Origin of the sequence: Mesorhizobium sp. M0051 (assembly GCF_040323235.1) — a bacterium.
In the GTDB taxonomy this organism is placed as follows: domain Bacteria; phylum Pseudomonadota; class Alphaproteobacteria; order Rhizobiales; family Rhizobiaceae; genus Mesorhizobium.
This window is the reverse complement of sequence record NZ_JAMYUT010000017.1, coordinates 1-16,333: the sequence shown is the minus strand read 5'-3', so window position 1 is coordinate 16,333 and position 16,333 is coordinate 1. Positions and strand designations below refer to the sequence as shown.

At 64.2% G+C, this 16,333-nt stretch carries 19 protein-coding genes; 18 read left to right on the top strand and 1 reads right to left on the bottom strand.

The features are described 5' to 3' along the window. The first annotated feature begins 23 nt into the window (after positions 1-23). From NKJ90_RS18405 to NKJ90_RS18340, 14 genes are all read left to right on the top strand, one after another. The gene (locus tag NKJ90_RS18405) at positions 24-485 is read left to right on the top strand and encodes a RidA family protein (RefSeq protein ID WP_023757452.1); all 462 of its coding nucleotides are present in this window, start codon (positions 24-26) and stop codon (positions 483-485) included. 25 nt (positions 486-510) lie between these two features. Then, complete coding sequence (locus NKJ90_RS18400) at positions 511-1,716, top strand: aminotransferase class V-fold PLP-dependent enzyme (RefSeq protein WP_031259607.1); 1,206 nt, start codon at positions 511-513, stop codon at positions 1,714-1,716. A gap of 151 nt (positions 1,717-1,867) precedes the next feature. Further along, positions 1,868-2,821 (top strand): metallophosphoesterase family protein, encoded by a 954-nt coding sequence (locus NKJ90_RS18395; RefSeq protein ID WP_023757454.1) that lies wholly within the window; start codon positions 1,868-1,870, stop codon positions 2,819-2,821. A gap of 24 nt (positions 2,822-2,845) precedes the next feature. Next, positions 2,846-3,193, top strand: coding sequence for a cupredoxin domain-containing protein (locus NKJ90_RS18390; protein WP_023757455.1), 348 nt, complete (start codon positions 2,846-2,848; stop codon positions 3,191-3,193). Positions 3,194-3,239: 46 nt separating this feature from the next. Further along, a complete protein-coding gene (locus NKJ90_RS18385) occupies positions 3,240-3,779 on the top strand; it encodes a sigma-70 family RNA polymerase sigma factor (protein ID WP_023757456.1) in 540 nt (179 codons plus the stop codon). After that, positions 3,776-4,663, top strand: a complete 888-nt coding sequence (locus NKJ90_RS18380) for an anti-sigma factor family protein (RefSeq protein ID WP_023757457.1) — start codon at positions 3,776-3,778, stop codon at positions 4,661-4,663. Before NKJ90_RS18385 ends, NKJ90_RS18380 begins: the two co-directional genes overlap by 4 nt. A gap of 198 nt (positions 4,664-4,861) precedes the next feature. After that, positions 4,862-5,851 (top strand): sugar phosphate isomerase/epimerase family protein, encoded by a 990-nt coding sequence (locus tag NKJ90_RS18375; protein WP_023757458.1) that lies wholly within the window; start codon positions 4,862-4,864, stop codon positions 5,849-5,851. A gap of 41 nt (positions 5,852-5,892) precedes the next feature. After that, positions 5,893-6,945 (top strand): sugar ABC transporter substrate-binding protein, encoded by a 1,053-nt coding sequence (locus tag NKJ90_RS18370; protein WP_023757459.1) that lies wholly within the window; start codon positions 5,893-5,895, stop codon positions 6,943-6,945. Between the two features lie 69 nt (positions 6,946-7,014). Further along, complete coding sequence (locus NKJ90_RS18365) at positions 7,015-8,511, top strand: sugar ABC transporter ATP-binding protein (RefSeq protein ID WP_023757460.1); 1,497 nt, start codon at positions 7,015-7,017, stop codon at positions 8,509-8,511. Positions 8,512-8,516: 5 nt separating this feature from the next. Further along, complete coding sequence (locus tag NKJ90_RS18360; RefSeq protein ID WP_023757461.1) at positions 8,517-9,485, top strand: ABC transporter permease; 969 nt, start codon at positions 8,517-8,519, stop codon at positions 9,483-9,485. Next, positions 9,482-10,357 carry a MurR/RpiR family transcriptional regulator gene (locus NKJ90_RS18355; protein WP_023757462.1) on the top strand — a complete coding sequence of 292 codons (876 nt, stop codon included), beginning with the start codon at positions 9,482-9,484 and terminating at the stop codon, positions 10,355-10,357. Before NKJ90_RS18360 ends, NKJ90_RS18355 begins: the two co-directional genes overlap by 4 nt. Continuing rightward, complete coding sequence (locus NKJ90_RS18350) at positions 10,354-11,247, top strand: ribokinase (protein WP_023757463.1); 894 nt, start codon at positions 10,354-10,356, stop codon at positions 11,245-11,247. Before NKJ90_RS18355 ends, NKJ90_RS18350 begins: the two co-directional genes overlap by 4 nt. Positions 11,248-11,349: 102 nt before the next feature. Beyond that, entirely contained in the window at positions 11,350-11,847 is a 498-nt protein-coding gene (gene purE, locus NKJ90_RS18345) for a 5-(carboxyamino)imidazole ribonucleotide mutase (protein WP_023757464.1), read from the top strand. Beyond that, positions 11,844-12,920, top strand: coding sequence for a 5-(carboxyamino)imidazole ribonucleotide synthase (locus NKJ90_RS18340; RefSeq protein ID WP_023757465.1), 1,077 nt, complete (start codon positions 11,844-11,846; stop codon positions 12,918-12,920). Before purE ends, NKJ90_RS18340 begins: the two co-directional genes overlap by 4 nt. A 14-nt stretch (positions 12,921-12,934) precedes the next feature. On the opposite strand, the gene NKJ90_RS18335 is transcribed toward NKJ90_RS18340, so the two are convergent. After that, the gene (locus NKJ90_RS18335; protein ID WP_023757466.1) at positions 12,935-13,357 is read right to left on the bottom strand and encodes a lysozyme inhibitor LprI family protein; all 423 of its coding nucleotides are present in this window, start codon (positions 13,355-13,357) and stop codon (positions 12,935-12,937) included. Between the two features lie 229 nt (positions 13,358-13,586). On the opposite strand from NKJ90_RS18335, the gene ykgO reads away from it, so the two are divergent. The 4 genes from ykgO (at position 13,587) to NKJ90_RS18315 (ending at position 16,275) form a co-directional block, all read left to right on the top strand. Beyond that, complete coding sequence (gene ykgO, locus NKJ90_RS18330; protein ID WP_006327841.1) at positions 13,587-13,712, top strand: type B 50S ribosomal protein L36; 126 nt, start codon at positions 13,587-13,589, stop codon at positions 13,710-13,712. Positions 13,713-13,823: 111 nt separating this feature from the next. Then, positions 13,824-14,429: a tetratricopeptide repeat protein gene (locus NKJ90_RS18325; protein ID WP_023757467.1), complete on the top strand. Its 606-nt coding sequence runs from the start codon at positions 13,824-13,826 to the stop codon at positions 14,427-14,429. A gap of 76 nt (positions 14,430-14,505) precedes the next feature. Then, positions 14,506-15,573 carry an alpha/beta fold hydrolase gene (locus NKJ90_RS18320; protein WP_023757468.1) on the top strand — a complete coding sequence of 356 codons (1,068 nt, stop codon included), beginning with the start codon at positions 14,506-14,508 and terminating at the stop codon, positions 15,571-15,573. Positions 15,574-15,618: 45 nt separating this feature from the next. Next, the gene (locus tag NKJ90_RS18315; RefSeq protein WP_023757469.1) at positions 15,619-16,275 is read left to right on the top strand and encodes a phosphotransferase family protein; all 657 of its coding nucleotides are present in this window, start codon (positions 15,619-15,621) and stop codon (positions 16,273-16,275) included. Positions 16,276-16,333: the final 58 nt, after the last annotated feature.

Sequence of the window (16,333 nt, the reverse complement as noted above, 5' to 3'; positions counted from 1 at the left end):
GCTGTCGCAAGGAGCCTTCTTTCATGACGCCTTATATCCGGCTCGCCGCGCTGGGCCTGACGCTGCCGGAGCCGCCGACCCCGATCGCCAATTTCGTCACCCATGCCGAAAGCGGCCGGCTGATCTTCCTGTCCGGCCAGGGGCCGCTGCGGACCGACGGCACGCTGTTCACCGGCAAGGTGGGGGATGATGTCACCGTCGAAGAGGCCTATGGCCATGCCCGTCTCACCGGCCTTAACCTGCTGGCCGTCATGCACGCAGCCACTGGCGATCTTTGCCGGATCGTGCGCATCGTCAAGCTGCTCGGCTTCGTCAACGCGATACCAACCTTCAGCGATCACCCGAAGGTGGTCAATGGCTGTTCCGATCTGTTCGCCGATGTGTTCGACACCATCGGCGGCCATGCCCGCTCGGCGATCGGCGTCGGCTCCTTGCCTGGGAACATCACCGTCGAAATCGAGGCGGTCGTCGAGATCGCCGCCTGACCCGTTAGAAATGGAATCTTGAGAGATGAAAACCACTTCCACCGACGGCTCCAACACCACCATCCGCGAACGGCTCGGCCTTCGCCCGATCATCAACGTCTCCGGCACGATGACAGCGCTTGGCGCATCGATCATCGTGCCTGAAGCGATCAGCGCCATGGCGGAGATGGCCTCGCAATGGGTGGAGATGGACGATCTGCAGCGTGCCGCAGGCACGATCGTTGCGCGCCTCACCGGCGGCGAGGCCGGTTTCATCACCGCCTGCTGCGCCAGCGGCATCACCATGGCGATTGCCGGCGCGATGACGGGAACCAACCTGCTCGCCATCGAGCGGCTGCCGGACGACACCGAAGGGCTGAAGTCGGAGGTCATCGTCCAGCTCGGCCACATCGTCAACTACGGCGCGCCAATCGATCAGTCGGTCCGGCTGGCCGGCGCAAAGGTCGTGCCGGCTGGCACCGTCAGCGTTACGCAGGATTACCATGTGCGTGAGGCGATCAACGATCGCACGGCAGCGGGTCTCTATGTCGTCGCCCACCACACCGTGCAGTACGGCATGCTGTCCCTAGAGGAATTCTGCGAGATCTGCCACGCCAGAGGCGTCCCGGTGATCGTCGATGCGGCCTCCGAATATGATCTGCGCGGCTTTCTTGCGCGCGGCGCCGACATCGTCATCTACAGCGGACATAAATTCCTGAGCGGACCGACCAGTGGCATCGTCACCGGGCGCAAGGATCTGGTGCGGGCCGCCTACCTGCAGAACCGCGGTGTCGCGCGCGCCATGAAGGTCGGCAAGGAAAGCATCGCCGGCACCATGGCCGCACTGGAAGCCTGGGAAAAGCGCGACCATGCCGGCATCCGACGGCGCGAAGAAGCGGCACTGAACCTGTGGAAGAATGCGTTGCAGGGGCTGCCGGGCATCGTCGCGCAGATCATCCCCGACCCCACCGCCAACCCGCTGGATCGGTTGCAGATCTTTGTATTGCCCGAGAGCCGGTTCACGGCGGCCGGTCTGGCCTCCGCATTGGCTATGGGCTCGCCGCCGATCATCGTGCGCAACCATGAGGTGGAGCGCGGCCATTTCTTCCTCGACCCCTGCAATCTTCATCGCGGCGAGGCGGAGATCGTCGCAGAACGGCTGCGCGCCACGCTGACCGCGGCCGAGCGGCCCGCCAATGCCATGAAGCCTGCCCGCAAGGATTCGTCCGGTGTCTTGCGCTGGCCGGATTGAAACGCCAGGTAATCACCTGAAAATGCGCCGGCCGCGATCGGCGCGCGCCATCACGCGACCGTGAACGGCCGGATCCTCCCCAGCCGGGAATAAACCGTCGCCGCTCCGGGTCTCCTCAGCATACGCCACTCCAGGCGTTGAGGAGAGCGACATGACCCATCACCACGATGAAGACAGCGGGCGCGACGGCATCAGCCGCCGGCATGCGCTGGAATGCATGATCTGGGCCGGCACCGGCGTACTCTGGACGATTTCAGGTGGCATACCGGTGTCGCTCAACCTGCTCGGCGCCGCACAAGCTGCCGAAGCCATGGCCTCCGGCTTCACCTTCCTGCAGATATCCGACAGCCATATCGGCTTCGACAAGGCGGCCAACCCGCATGCCATCGACACGCTGAAGGAAGCGATGGGCAAGATCCAGGCGCTGCCGCAAAAGCCCGCCTTCATGATCCACACCGGCGATATCACCCATCTGTCCAAGCCGGCACAGTTCGACAATGCGGCGCAGATTATCGACGGCGCCGGCTTCGACGTGCACTACGTGCCGGGCGAGCACGATTTGATCGACGACGGCAACGGCAAGGCCTATCTCGACCGCTACGGCAAGGGCACCAGGGGTGCCGGCTGGTACTCGTTCGACCAGAACGGCGTGCATTTCGTGGCGCTGGTCAATGTCGTCAACCTGAAGGCGGGCGGGCTCGGCAATCTCGGCCCCGAACAGCTGGCCTGGCTGGCAGACGACCTGAAGGCCGTCAGCGCGTCGACCCCGATTGTCGTCTTCGCTCATATCCCGCTGTGGGCGGTCTATCCCGAATGGGGCTGGGGCACCGACGACGCGGCCCAAGCGCTCGCCCTGCTCAAGCGCTTCGGCTCGGTCACCGTGCTCAACGGCCACATCCACCAGATCATGCAGAAGGTGGAAGGCAACGTCACCTTTCACACGGCGCGCTCGACTGCCTTCCCGCAGCCGGCGCCAGGAACTGCCGCCTCGCCCGGACCGATGACGGTGCCGGCCGGGCAACTGCGCGGCCTGCTCGGCACCAGCAGCGTCAACGTGAAGCAAGGTGGGAAGGATCTCGCCATCATCGACTCGACGCTGGCTTGAGCCTGGACTGCAAAGGAAATCATCATGCTCTGCATTCGCCTTCCGGCCCGGCACATGGTCGCGATCCTCACCGCCTTCGCCCTGACCACGGGAACCTGTCAGCCGCTGCGCGCGGCGGTCGATGCGCCGATGGTCAAAATAGAGAACTTCGCCTTCACGCCACACGAACTGACGGTCAAGCCCGGCACCAGGGTGATCTTCAGAAACGACGACGACATCCCGCATCTTGTCGTCGCCAACGATTCCTCCTTCCGCTCCAAGGCGCTTGACACCGGTGACACATATGAATTCACCTTCACCAAAGCAGGCGACTTTGCCTATTTCTGCGGGCTTCACCCGCACATGCAGGGCAAGATCACCGTCGCTCCCTGAAGGGGCGTGGCAGAACCTGCCGGGAGTGCCGGAGCATGCTGCGGTGTTGAGCGAAAAGGCCCTGGCCGAGCGCTTCGGCGAGGTGGTGCTGCCCCATCTTGGTGATGCGCTTGCGCTCGCCCGCTGGCTGACCGGCAACGCCACCGATGCCGAGGATGTGGTGCAGGAGGCCTGCGTGAAGGCACATGCTGGCATATCAGGCTATGCCGGCGGCAATGCCCGCGCCTGGCTGCTGACCATCGTGCGCAACACCGCCTATACCTGGATGTCTCGCAACCGGCCGCGCGGCATGCTCGCCGTCGGCGACCTCGGCGATCTCGACGAAATGGCGGCAGCGCACGGCACAAGCCCGCCCGACGAAGATGGCCCGGAGGCGAGCCTGATCGCCAGGGCCGATACGGCGGCACTGGAGGCGGCGATCGCAGCACTGCCGCAGCCTTTTCGCGAGACGCTGGTGCTGCGCGACATCAACGGTCTCAGCTACCGCGAGATAGCGGCCATGCTGGACGTACCGATGGGCACAGTGATGTCGCGGCTGGCCCGGGCCCGCGGCCTGCTTGTGTCTGAACTGGGGAGAGCGCCATGACCAATCATGACGACGGGCTGCCCAACGATCCCGAGGGCATGCGGCTGATGATCCACGCCCTCATTGATGGCGAACTCGATGCAGCGGCCGCACTGGCGGTGGAGCGGCGCATCGCCGCCGATCCGGCGCTGGCCGCCGAGCATGCCCGCATCATTGCCTTGCAGGGCGCGCTCGGCCGCTTGCCGCGCCCCAATGTCAGCGATGCTTTGCGCGCGCGCATTGCCGCACTTGGTGCGACAGGCACGGCACGACCGGCGCAAGACGAAGCCGAACCGCAGCGGGACTCGCCGTCGGCGCAACCAGGGTTGATCGCGGCGTCAGTCGGGGGCGGCCGGAGACGGGACGCCAGGACAGGTTCGTCGCGGACCTTCGGCCCCTTCGATTGGCGCGCACTAGCCGCGTCGATCATGATCAGCGCGGTGCTGGCCAGCGGGGCGACGCAATGGGTGATGGTCAACTACGCGTCCGACGGTTTAGCCGCGGCGGTCGCCAGCGGCCATCGCCGCAGCCTGCTCGCCGCCAGTCCGATCGACATCGTTTCGTCCGACCGCCATACGGTCAAGCCATGGCTCGATGCCCGGATCGGCGTATCGCCGCCGTCGCCAGACCTCGCGCAGGATGGCTACGCACTCATCGGCGGCCGGGTCGAGGTGATATCGGGCCGCCCGGTGCCGGCCCTGGTCTACCGCCACCGCGAGCACCTGATCACGCTGGTCGCCGAACCGCAGCAGGGCGGCGGCATCGCCAAGCCCGCCGATCTTTCGTCGGGCGGCTTTTCGCTGGTGCATTGGAGAGATGGCGCCTTCTCCTACTGGGCGATCTCGGACATGGAGCGGCCAGAACTCGATGACTTCGTCGCCCGCTTCCGCAAGGCGGCGGTATAAGGACGGCCCTGCCCGGCTACTCATTCACCGCCTGACGGATTCTCCAGCCTACGACGCCGGCCAGGAAACTGCCGGCGCGCCTTTACGTGGCTCAGTCCCGACCGCAACCGCGGCCTAGCGGCTGCTCACCGCTCCTCAAAACAAGAACTTTACAAATATTTTTGTTTATGTGAAGTTATGGCTATTGAAGGGTCAATCATGACAGCCAATCGTTTCGCCACGCGCCTGAATTCCTTTGCCTCGCGACCACAGGCCGAATGGCCCGACCTCTCCGGCAAGCCGTCGCTGCTGCAGATGGCGGCGCGCGCTGCCAAGGTTGCCGGACTGACCGACCTCGATCTGAATTACCCCGACCATGTCGACGAAAAGCCTGCTGAAATCGCTCGCAAACTCGGCGACCTCGGCCTTTCCATCAATGGCTTCGCCATGCGCTACTACTCCAATCCGGCCTTCAAACTTGGCGCCTTCACCAATCCGGACCCGGCGGTACGCCGCGAAGCTATCGACCTGACCAAAGCGGGAATCGACGCCGTGCGCGAGGCGGGCGCCAAGCTGATGACGCTGTGGCTCGGCCAGGATGGCTTCGATTACGCCTTCCAGGCTGACTATGCTTCGCTCTGGCAACACGAAATCGATGGAATTCGTGAAGTGGCCGCGCATGACCCCGACTGCCAGATCAGCCTTGAGTACAAGCCCAACGAACCGCGCTCCTACAGCCTGATGCCGGACGCAGCGACGACCTTACTGGCGATCCGCGATGTCGGCCTGCCCAATCTCGGCGTTACGCTCGATTTCGCCCATGTGCTCTATGCCGACGAGCAGCCGGCCTTTGCCGCAGCTCTGGTGGCGCATCACAGCAAGCTGCTCGGCGTGCACCTCAACGACGGCTACGCCAAGCGCGATGACGGCCTGATGGTCGGCGCGGTGCATACGCTTCAGACCATCGAGTTGCTCAGGCAGATCCGCCGCGACGGTTACGCCGGCGCCATCTATTTCGACACGTTCCCCGACATGACGGGGCTCGATCCGGTGCGCGAATGCGAAGTCAACATCGCCACCGTCAAGCGCATGCTGCGCGTCGTCGACCGGCTGGAGCAGGACAATCGCCTGTCCGCCGCCATGGACAGCCAGGACGCGGTGACGTCGCAGGCCATCATCCAGGAAATCATGCTCGGGCCGGACCGCTGAGGCATCCGAGCCACCACCGTTTTCAACAAGGGAGGAATACAATGAGACTTCTGCTTGCCACCGCTACCGCCGCACTGATGGCATTATCCATCGGCTCGGCCTTTTCCACAGATCTCGCGCCGCTCAATTCCGATACGGAAAAGGACCGCATCGACTGGTCGCAGGTCGAGGCCAAGTTCGGCACGTTCCCCAAACTGCCAGAAGGCACCAAGGCGGGCGCGGTTTCCAAGACGCTGACCAATGAATACTGGCGCTCGCTGGGAGAGGGCTACAAGGCGTTCGGCGACAAGGTCGGCATTCCCGTCGTCTATCAGGCGGCGCAGAGCGAAGGCGACCAGCTCGGCCAGCTGACCATTGCCGAAGGCCTGGTCACGCAGGGCTACAACGTTCTGCTCGTCTCGCCGCAGACCGACGCCAATCTGCAGCCGATCATGGAGCAGGCCAAGGCCGCCAATGTGCCGGTGGTCAACGTCAACGATGCAGTCATCCCGCAGGCCGAGCACTATGTCGGCAATGTCCAGCGCGACAATGGCGTGCGCGTCGCCAAATGGTTCATCAAGAACCGTCCGAATGGCGGCAAGGTCGCCATCGTCGAAGGCCAGGCCGGCGTCTATGCAGCCGTGCAGCGCACCGATGGCTTCAAGTCCACCATCACCGAAGGGGGCAAGTTCGAGGTCGTCGCCAGTGTTCCCGGCAACTGGGACCGCCAGACCTCCTATGACGCGGCGGTCAACATCCTGCAGCAGCACCCCGACCTGATCGGCTTCTATGCCAACAATGACGGCATGGCACTGGGCATTGTCGAGGCGGTCAAGGCTGCCGGCCTGCAGGACAAGGTTGCCGTGTTCGGCACTGACGGCATTTCCGACGCCTATGCCTCGATCCGCGCCGGCGAACTGACCGGCACGGTCGACAGCTTCCCGGTGCTAACCGGTGAGGTTGCTCTGGAAACGGCGCTGCGGCTGGTGGCTGGACAAAAGCTGCCGCGCGTCGTTGCCACGCCGCAGGCACTGATCACCAAGGACAATGCCGACCGCTATTCCGGACCCGGCGCGCGCAAGGCCCTGCTCGAAGATGCCGCTGCGGGCCAGTAAAGCCGATCGGCGGGTGCCGGCCAGAGCAGTTCGCTCCCGGCCGGCACCGTTGCCCGGAGATTGAACCCAATGTCACCCCGGCTGCAATTCCAGGGCATTTCCAAGCTGTTTCCGGCCGTGCGGGCGCTCAACGACGTGTCGTTCTCGATCAGTGCCGGTGAAATCCACGGTCTGCTCGGCGAAAACGGTGCCGGCAAGTCGACGCTGCTCCGCATATTGTCGGGCGTCTACAGACCGACGGCGGGAAGCATCCTCATCGACGGAAAGCCGGTGACGCTTGCCAATCCGGTCGCCGCGCGTGCCGCGGGCGTCGCCATGATCCATCAGGAATTGCAGGAGGTGCCGCGCCTCAGCGTCGCCCAGAACATGTTCCTCGGCCAACCGCTGACGCGCGGCGGTATCTTCGTCGCCCGGCGGGAACAGGAGCGCCGCGCTGCCGAGGCTCTTGCAGCCATTGACCCGTCCATCGACCCGGCCGCTCCCCTCGGAACCCTGAAGGTGGCGCAACGGCAGATCGTCGAGATCGCCCGCGCGCTGCTTGACCGTGCCCGCATCGTCGCCATGGACGAGCCGACATCGAGCCTGACGCCGAGCGAGTTCGAACGGCTGGCACAAGTCATCACCGGTCTCGCTCGCGACGGCGTCGCCGTCGTCTATGTCTCGCACAAGCTGGACGAGGTGTTCGGCATCTGCCGGCGCGCCACCATCATGCGTGACGGCGTGGTCATCGATTCCGTCGACCTGAAAGGCCTGTCGGAAAAGGCGGTCGTGGCGATGATGGTCGGCCGCGAACTGGCGCAGGAACGGCATACCTCTCACGCCTCGAATGAGGTGATGCTGAGCGCGCGCGGGCTCTCCTCGACAACGAAGGTGCGCGATGTGTCGTTCGAGCTGCATCGTGGCGAGGTGCTCGGCATTGCCGGCCTTGTCGGCTCAGGCCGCACCGAATTACTGCGGTTGCTGGCCGGCGCCGACCGCGCCACCGCCGGTACGATCGCAATTGATGGCAAGGCGACGCGATTCTCCAGCCCGCGCGATGCGATTGCCGCCGGCATCGGCCTGGTGCCGGAGGAGCGCAAGCGCGAGGGCATCGTGCCGCTGCGCTCGATCACCAGCAACATGGCGTTGGCCTCGATGGGCGTATTCGCGCCGCGCGGCGTCATCGATCACGCCAGGTTGAAACGGGTGGCAATCGACAAGATGGGCCGCGTCAACCTGCGCCCATTCCTGCTCGATCGGCCGATCCGCCTGTTCAGCGGTGGCAACCAGCAGAAGGCGATCATCGGCCGCTGGCTTGCGGCCGGAACACGCATCCTTTTGTTCGACGAACCGACGCGCGGCATCGATGTCGGCGCCAAGGCGGAGATCTATCATCTGATCGAGGAGCTCGCCCGGGAAGGCCACGGTGTCATCGTCGTCTCCTCCGAACTGCCCGAGGTGATCCGGCTCGCCGACCGCGTGCTGGTGATGCGCGACGGCTCGATCGCGGCCGAACTCCACAGGGACGACATCAGCGAACAGGCGATCGCGGCGCACGCCATCCCGCAGACTCAAGACAGTAGGTGACGGATATGTCGGATACCATTCTGGTGCAGCCACGGGCCGAATTCATGCGCGGGGTCTCCATGCGCGACGCCGGCACATTGATCGGCCTTGTCGTGATCTTGGCCGTGTTCGGGGCACTGGTGCCAGGCTTCTTCGCCGAGCGCAACCTGATCAACATCCTGCAACAGTCGAGCATCAATGCCTGCCTGGCGCTGGGCATGACGCTGGTCATCATCTCCGGCGGCATCGACCTGTCTGTCGGGCCGACGGCAGCCCTTTCGGCCGTCATCTCGGCCTCGATGATGGTCGCCGGCGTACCGTTTCCGCTCGCCATCGCCGCCGGCTTCGCCATTGGCCTTGCCTGCGGCCTCGTCAACGGCCTTCTCGTCGCTTTTGTCGGGCTGCAGCCTTTCATCGTCACATTGGGTACACTCAGCACCTATCGGGCGCTGGCGCTGATCTATACCGGCGGCAATCCGGTGCTCGGCCTGCCGGCAGGCTTTCGCGCCGTCTTCAACGGCTCGCTGTTCGGGCTGCCGCTGGCGGTTATCATCGTGGCCTTCGTGGCTGTCGTCGCCTGGGTCGTTTTGAAGAAGACGCCATTCGGCGAATATCTGCTCGCCGTCGGCGGCAATGAGGAGGCTGCCTACATCGCCGGCGTGCCGATCGCCCGCACCAAGATTGCTGCCTACATGATCTCCGGGCTGTTGGCGGCCCTTGCCGCGCAGATCCTGATCGGCCGGCTCGGTGCGGCCGAGCCCATCCTCGGCAATCTCTGGGAACTCGACGCCATTGCAGCTGCCGCCATCGGCGGCGCCTCGCTGATGGGCGGCAAGGGCAGTGTCGTCGGCACGATCCTGGGCGCCGTCATCCTCGGCGCGATGCGCAACGGTTTGACGCTGATGAACGTGCAGTCCTTCTATCAGCTTCTGGCAACTGGTCTTATAATCCTCGCCGCGATGCTTATCGATCGCGTGACGAGGGGGCGTGGATGACCTTGAGCGGGCTGGACCTGAAAGCGGTAGGACCGCGTATCCGCATGATGATGCCGCATCTCACCCCACTGGAGGCGAAGGTGGTGGAAACCGTCTTTGGCCGGCGCGGCTTTGACGAGAGCATCCCGCTGAAGCAGATCGCCGAGGAGGCCGGCGTGTCCGAGGCAATGGTGGTCAAGATCGCCAAGAAGCTCGGTTTTTCCGGCTATCGCGACTTTCGCACCGCCGTCTATGAATACAGCCGCCTGCCGACTGCCGAGATGCATCAGGAACTGTCATCCGACGACAGTTCGGCCGAGATCGTGCAAAAAGTGTTCCGCACCTCCATCCAGGCACTGGAGGAGACACTGGCGATCCTCGACATCGAGGATTTCGACCGCGCCGCCGAGCTTCTCCACCGTGCGAAGAACCGGGATTTCTATGGCGTCGGCGGCTCGGCGCAGATTGCGCGCGACGTCTCGCACAAGTTCCTGCGCATCGGCATTCGCGCCTCCGTCTACGACGATTCGCACATGATGCTGATGTCGGCCTCGCTGCTCGGCGGCGATGATATCGCCGTCGGCTTCTCGCATTCGGGCAACACCTCTGCCGTCATCGACGCCATCCAACTGGCCCGCAAGAACGGCGCAAGGACGCTGGCCATCACCAATTACGACAACTCGCCGTTGGCTGCAGTGGCCGACATCGTGCTGTGCTCGACCGCGCAGGGATCGCCATTAATGGGCGAGAACGCGGCGGCGCGTATCGCCCAGCTCAACATCCTCGATGCTCTGTTCGTCGCGGTCGCGCAGCGCGACTATCAGGCGGCGGAGCGCAATCTCGGCCGCACCATGTCGGCGGTGACATCGAAGCGAAAAGACCGGGGCTCATGAGGACACCGCCGCTGGTCACCGTGTTCGGCAGCCTGCATTACGACATCATGGTCGACGCGCCCGACCGTCCGCGCAAGGGCGAGACGGTGACCGGCCATGCCTGGCACCCGAAATGCGGCGGCAAGGGCGGCAACCAGGCCGTGTCGGCGGCAAGGGCCGGCGTGCGCGCGGCGATGATCGGCGCGGTTGGCAACGATGATTTCGGGCGGGCGTTGCTGGCCAATCTCGATCGCGCCAGGGTCGACCGTCGTTTCGTGAGGGTGGCCGCTGGTGCCGGCTCCGGAATGAGCGTGGCGATCTTCGATCAAGGCGGCGATTATGGCGCGGTGATCGTCTCGGGCAGCAATCTCACGCTGGGCAATGCCGATATTGCCGCCGCTTCCGAAATGATGTCCCAAACGGCGGTGCTCCTGCTGCAGAACGAGGTGCCGGAAGCGGCCAATATTGCCGCCGCACGCGCGGCGAAGGCGCAAGGCGGCCGAGTCGTGCTCAACGCCGCCCCCGCGCGCAAACTCTCCGGCGAGTTGACCGCGCTGGTCGACATATTGGTGGTCAACGCCATCGAGGCGGAGTTCCTGGCCGGCATGGCGGTCGTCGAGACGCTGGACGGTGCCGCGCAAGCCGCGCGGCTGCTGGCCGATCTTTGGCCTGTCGCGATTGTCACGGCGGGCGGCGAAGGTGTTGCCTGCTGCGAGCGGACCGGCGAGGCCTTCGCGCTGCCGGCCATCCCGGTCAAGGTCGTCAGCACGCATGGCGCCGGCGATGAATTCGTCGGTGCGCTGGCCGCGGGGCTTGCCCGTGGGGAGACCATGCAAGCGGCCGTCACCGCCGCCAATGCGGCTTCGGCCTTGCTGGTCTCGACACCCGAGGCCGAGCGCGACGGCATCTGACTGGATGGTTTGCGTCTTGCCAATCCGCTGCGGCGGCCGCCGATCCTTGCGGCTTCGCGCGAATTCCGCTAAGGCGCGCCTTTGTCGCCGGGAAACACGGACTTGGACGATCAACGCGCCGACGTCGCCATCATCATGGGCAGCCAGTCCGACTGGGCGACGATGCGCCATGCGGCCGAAACCCTGGAAGCCCTGGGCATTCCACACAAGCGGCTGATCGTTTCCGCGCATCGCACGCCAGACCGGCTCTACGATTTCGCCAGGGGCGCCAAGGCAGCGGGCTACAAGGTGATCATTGCCGGCGCCGGTGGTGCCGCGCATCTGCCCGGCATGACGGCGGCAATGACGCCGCTGCCGGTGTTTGGCGTGCCGGTGGAATCGAAGGCGCTCTCCGGTCAGGATTCGCTGCTGTCCATCGTCCAGATGCCCGCCGGCATTCCCGTGGGGACGCTGGCCATCGGCAAGGCCGGTGCCACCAACGCAGCCCTTCTGGCCGCCGCCGTGCTGGCGCTGAACGATGACAAGCTCGCCGTCCGTCTGGATGCCTGGCGCGCCGCGCAGACCGCCAAGGTCGCGACCGAACCGACGGACACGCTGTGACCCTGCCCGCTGGATCGACCATCGGCATCATTGGCGGCGGCCAGCTCGGCCGCATGCTGGCTGTTGCCGCCGCCCGCCTCGGCTACCGCACGGTGGTGCTGGAGCCGCAAGCGGATTGCCCGGCGGCGCAGGTCGCGAACCAGCAGATAGCGGCTGCCTATGACGACCCAGCAGCCCTTGCCGAACTGGCCGCGTCGAGTTCCGTCGTTACCTACGAGTTCGAGAACGTGCCGGTTGCGGCCGCCAGCGCGCTTGCCATCCAGGTTCCGGTTTATCCGCCGGCGCGGGCGCTTGATGTGGCGCAGGATCGGATGAGCGAGAAGACATTCCTCAATGCCATCGGCATTGCCACCGCGGATTTCCACGCCGTCGACAATGATGACGAACTGACGGCAGCACTGGAAGCATTCGACGGCAGCGGCATCCTGAAGACGCGCCGCATGGGCTATGACGGCAAGGGCCAGCGCGTCTTCCGCAACATGGAAACGGGCGGCTTCGCCGGCACCTGCGAGGCGATGGGCAATGTGCCGCTGATCCTGGAAAGCTTCGTGTCGTTCGAGCGCGAGATTTCGGTGATCGCCGCGCGCGGCATCGACGGCACTGTCGCTGCCTACGATCCGGCCGAGAATGTCCACCGCAGCGGCATTCTCCATACGTCCACCCTGCCGGCCCGAATAAGGCCCGAAACGGCGGAAGCGGCGCGAGCAGCGGCGTCTAAAATATTGTCGGCGCTGAACTATGTCGGTGTCATCGGCGTGGAGTTCTTCGTGCTCGCCGACGGCTCGCTGCTGGCCAACGAGATCGCGCCGCGGGTGCACAATTCCGGCCATTGGACGGAAGCAGCCTGCATCGTTTCGCAGTTCGAGCAGCACATCCGCGCCGTCGCCGGCCTGCCGCTTGGAAATCCCCAGCGTCATTCCGATTGCGTGATGGAGAACCTGATCGGCGACGATGTGCTGCGTGTTCCGGCCCTGCTCGCCGAGCCGGACCTGATGCTGCATCTCTATGGCAAGGCCGAGGCACGCCCCGGCCGCAAGATGGGCCATTTCACCAGGATCGGCCGTCGCGCCTAACCCCCGAAACAGGCCTACTGCACGTCGTCGCTCTCGTCTTGGTCAGGGCTGGCGCAACTGGCATCGCCTTCCTCGCAATTGGCGGCGGCAGCGAGCTGCTCGATGCGATCATTGGTCAGCCTGGCCAGGCATTGCGAAACTTCCATCGGATGGATCGAACCGCCCGCGCTGGCTGCGGTGGAATGCGCGCACTCTGCATCGCGAAAGGCGATCCAGGCGCGTTGCGCCACCTGCAGCAGTCTCTTGCCGTCGGCGTCATCCGCGCTGATGAGATCCTGGTAGGCCTTGTTGAGCCTGGCGTCGGCCTCCTGGTAATCCTCGCCGGCGCAGATGTTCATCATCTGCTGGCTGTCGTCGCTGCGGTCGCACTCCTGCGCGCGGGCAGCCGAGGCTCCCGCCAGCACGAGAATGCAGGCGGACAGGAAAATTCGGCGCATATCCATCCCCAAATCACGTCATGGCGGGCGCATCATCCCAGCCGACTGAAGCCCGCGCAATGCCGCAAGGCCGACATGGCGGATATTTGATGATATGGAGAGACGGAGCACGCTTGCGGTTGACACGGACAAGGCTCCTCGTTTATGAGCCACCCACAGTTCAAAGGCGCGTCTTCTGGCGCGCCTTAAAATTTCGACCCGAACCGGGTCCACACCGACAGGCAAGACCATGAAGATCAAGAATTCGCTCAAGGCGCTGAAGGCGCGTCACCGCGACAACCAGCTGGTTCGCCGCAAAGGCCGTGTCTACATCATCAACAAGACCGCCCCGCGCTACAAGGCACGCCAGGGCTGAGTTTCGGGCTGGAGGCTGCTGCCTCCGCCCAGTGATGCTTGTTGCCCGCCTGCCGGCTCATTCACGCCAAATTCAGTTTGACGTTCCGCCGCCCGGGATTAGAGTCCGGCGATGCGGATTCTTTTTGCATTTTTGACGTCTCTGCTTGTTTCCAGCGCCATTTATGGCCCGGCACACGCGGATGATGCTGTCGCGCCGCCGGCCAGCAAGGACGTGCCGCCGGTGGCAACGACGAAGCAGGCCCGTCTCGATCAGCTGTTCAACGATTTGAAGCGCGAGCGCAACGAAAAGGCAGCCGAGCGTATTGCCGGCAACATCTGGAATGAGTGGTCTCAATCCGGCAGCGCCTCGATCGATCTGATGATGCAGTGGTCGCAGAAGGCCATCGAAGGTCAGAAGTTCGACGTCGCCCTCGATTTCCTCGACCAAGTGGTGATCTTGCAGCCGACCTATGCCGAGGGCTGGAACCGGCGCGCCACCGTGCATTTCATGATGAAAAACTACGGCAAGTCGATGTCCGACATCGACCATACGCTGCAACTCGAGCCTCGCCATTTCGGCGCGCTGTCCGGCCTGGCGCAGATCATGGCTCTGACCGGCCACAAGCAATCGGCACTCGAGGCCTGGCAGAAGGTTCTGGCGATTTATCCAATGATGCGCAGCGCCCAGGACCAGGTCGGCACCCTGTCCGAAGAACTTGCCGGCGAAGGCATTTAAGGGAATAGGCAGTAAGCTGCGGGTTGCCCTGCTGCCTACTGCACAACTTATCCCCCTCCATCCCCGTATCTCCCCCATGAACCTGATCTACGCCGCCCTTGCCTTCCTGATGGCGCTTGTCTTCGGCTTTGTCGGCATCACCCGCGCCGGTTCATGGCTGATTGAACGCCGCAATCCGTCGATTGGTGAATTCGCCGACATCGATGGCGCCCGCATTCACTATGTCCATATTCCGGGGCCCGCGAACGCCGAGCTGCCGCCGATCGTCTTCATCCACGGTGCCAGCGCCAATCTCAGGGATCAAATGCTGCCGCTGCTGCCATTGCTCGAAGGCCGCGCCGAAATGCTGTTCTTCGACCGGCCAGGCCATGGCTGGTCGGGCCGTGGTCCCGGCAACAACGAAGACCCGTCGGCTCAGGCCAACACCATCGCTGCGTTGATGGACCGTCTGGGCATCAGGAAGGCGGTTATAGTCGGTCATTCTTTCGGTGGTGTGGTGACATCGACTTTCGGCCGCGAGCATCCCGACAAGACGCTTGGCCTGGTCTTTCTCGCGCCGGCAACTCATCCGTGGCCGGGCGGGGCAACCTCATGGTATTACGATCTGACGACCATTCCGGTGATCGGCTGGCTGTTTTCCGAGACGCTGACCTATCCGACGGGAACGCTGCGGATGGAAGACGCCACGACCTGCGTCTTCTCGCCCAACAGGGTGCCGGACAACTATCTCGACGCGGCCTCCATCCCGTTGGTCCTGCGACCATCGGCCTTTCGTGCCAACGCCACCGATGTCGCCGGGCTCTATCGCTATGCCCTTGGCGCCGCACCGCACTACAACCAGATCAGGGCCCCGACCGTGGTCATTTCGGGTGATCGCGACAAGGTCGTCTATGCGGAGATTCACTCGATCGAGCTCCAGCGCGACATACCGGGCGCCCAACTCGTCTGGGTGCATAATCTCGGCCACAAGCCGGACTGGATTGCGCCCGATCTCGTCATTGGTGCCATCGAGAAGGTCTCCGGCAAGGATGTCGATCTGCGGATTATCGCCAAAAGCGTCGAAGCCCGGATCGCCGGCGATCTGTATGGCGTCGGGAAATGCGCCGATCTCAGGCAGCCGGAAGCAGAGCTTGCACCGACCTGACCGCCGTCCCTTCACGTGGCTGGGAAGCTCCCCTACAACACGGCCATGCCTGAACCGAACCTGGACACATTCTCACGAGCAATAATTCGTGTCTTCCCGGAATTGAAGACTTCAAGCTTCCGGCTGATGACGGCAGGTTGGCACTCGACGGCGGTCGATGTCGACGACAGGCTGGTGTTCAAGTTCCCGCGTCACAAGGTTGCTGAACGAGCGCTTCTCAGGGAAGCCGCCCTGCTGGCCCTGATCCGCCCTTGCCTGTCGATGCCGGTCCCCGATATGAGCATCCATGAGGGGCCGCCGCTGTTCTCCAGACATGAGAAACTGAAAGGGGAACATCTGCTGGCAGCACGATATGAAGAATTGCCCGAACATGCCCGCCAACGCTTGGGCAACGATCTGGGCCGCTTTTACGCCGAGCTTCATCGGCTCGACCTGAACCAGATGGCGGCCGCTGGCGCCGAGCCGGTAGGTACCTGGCAGGCACCGAGCACAATCCGCGCGAAGGCGCTGCCCTTGCTGGCGCCTCGGCTACTCGCCCGCGCGGAGGCAACCCTGATGGCATACGAAAGTCTGCCACCGGACCCGCACGGGATTATCTATGGATTCTTCGACGGGCATGGCTGGAACATGGCGTTCGATCATGCGCGAATGAGGCTCAACGGACTCTACGACTTTGTCGACCGTGAACAATCCGGCCCCTAAGCGGCGACCGGCTTAGGCCGGAGTTGGAAGAGAGCGATCAAGAGGGACAAAAAACCCT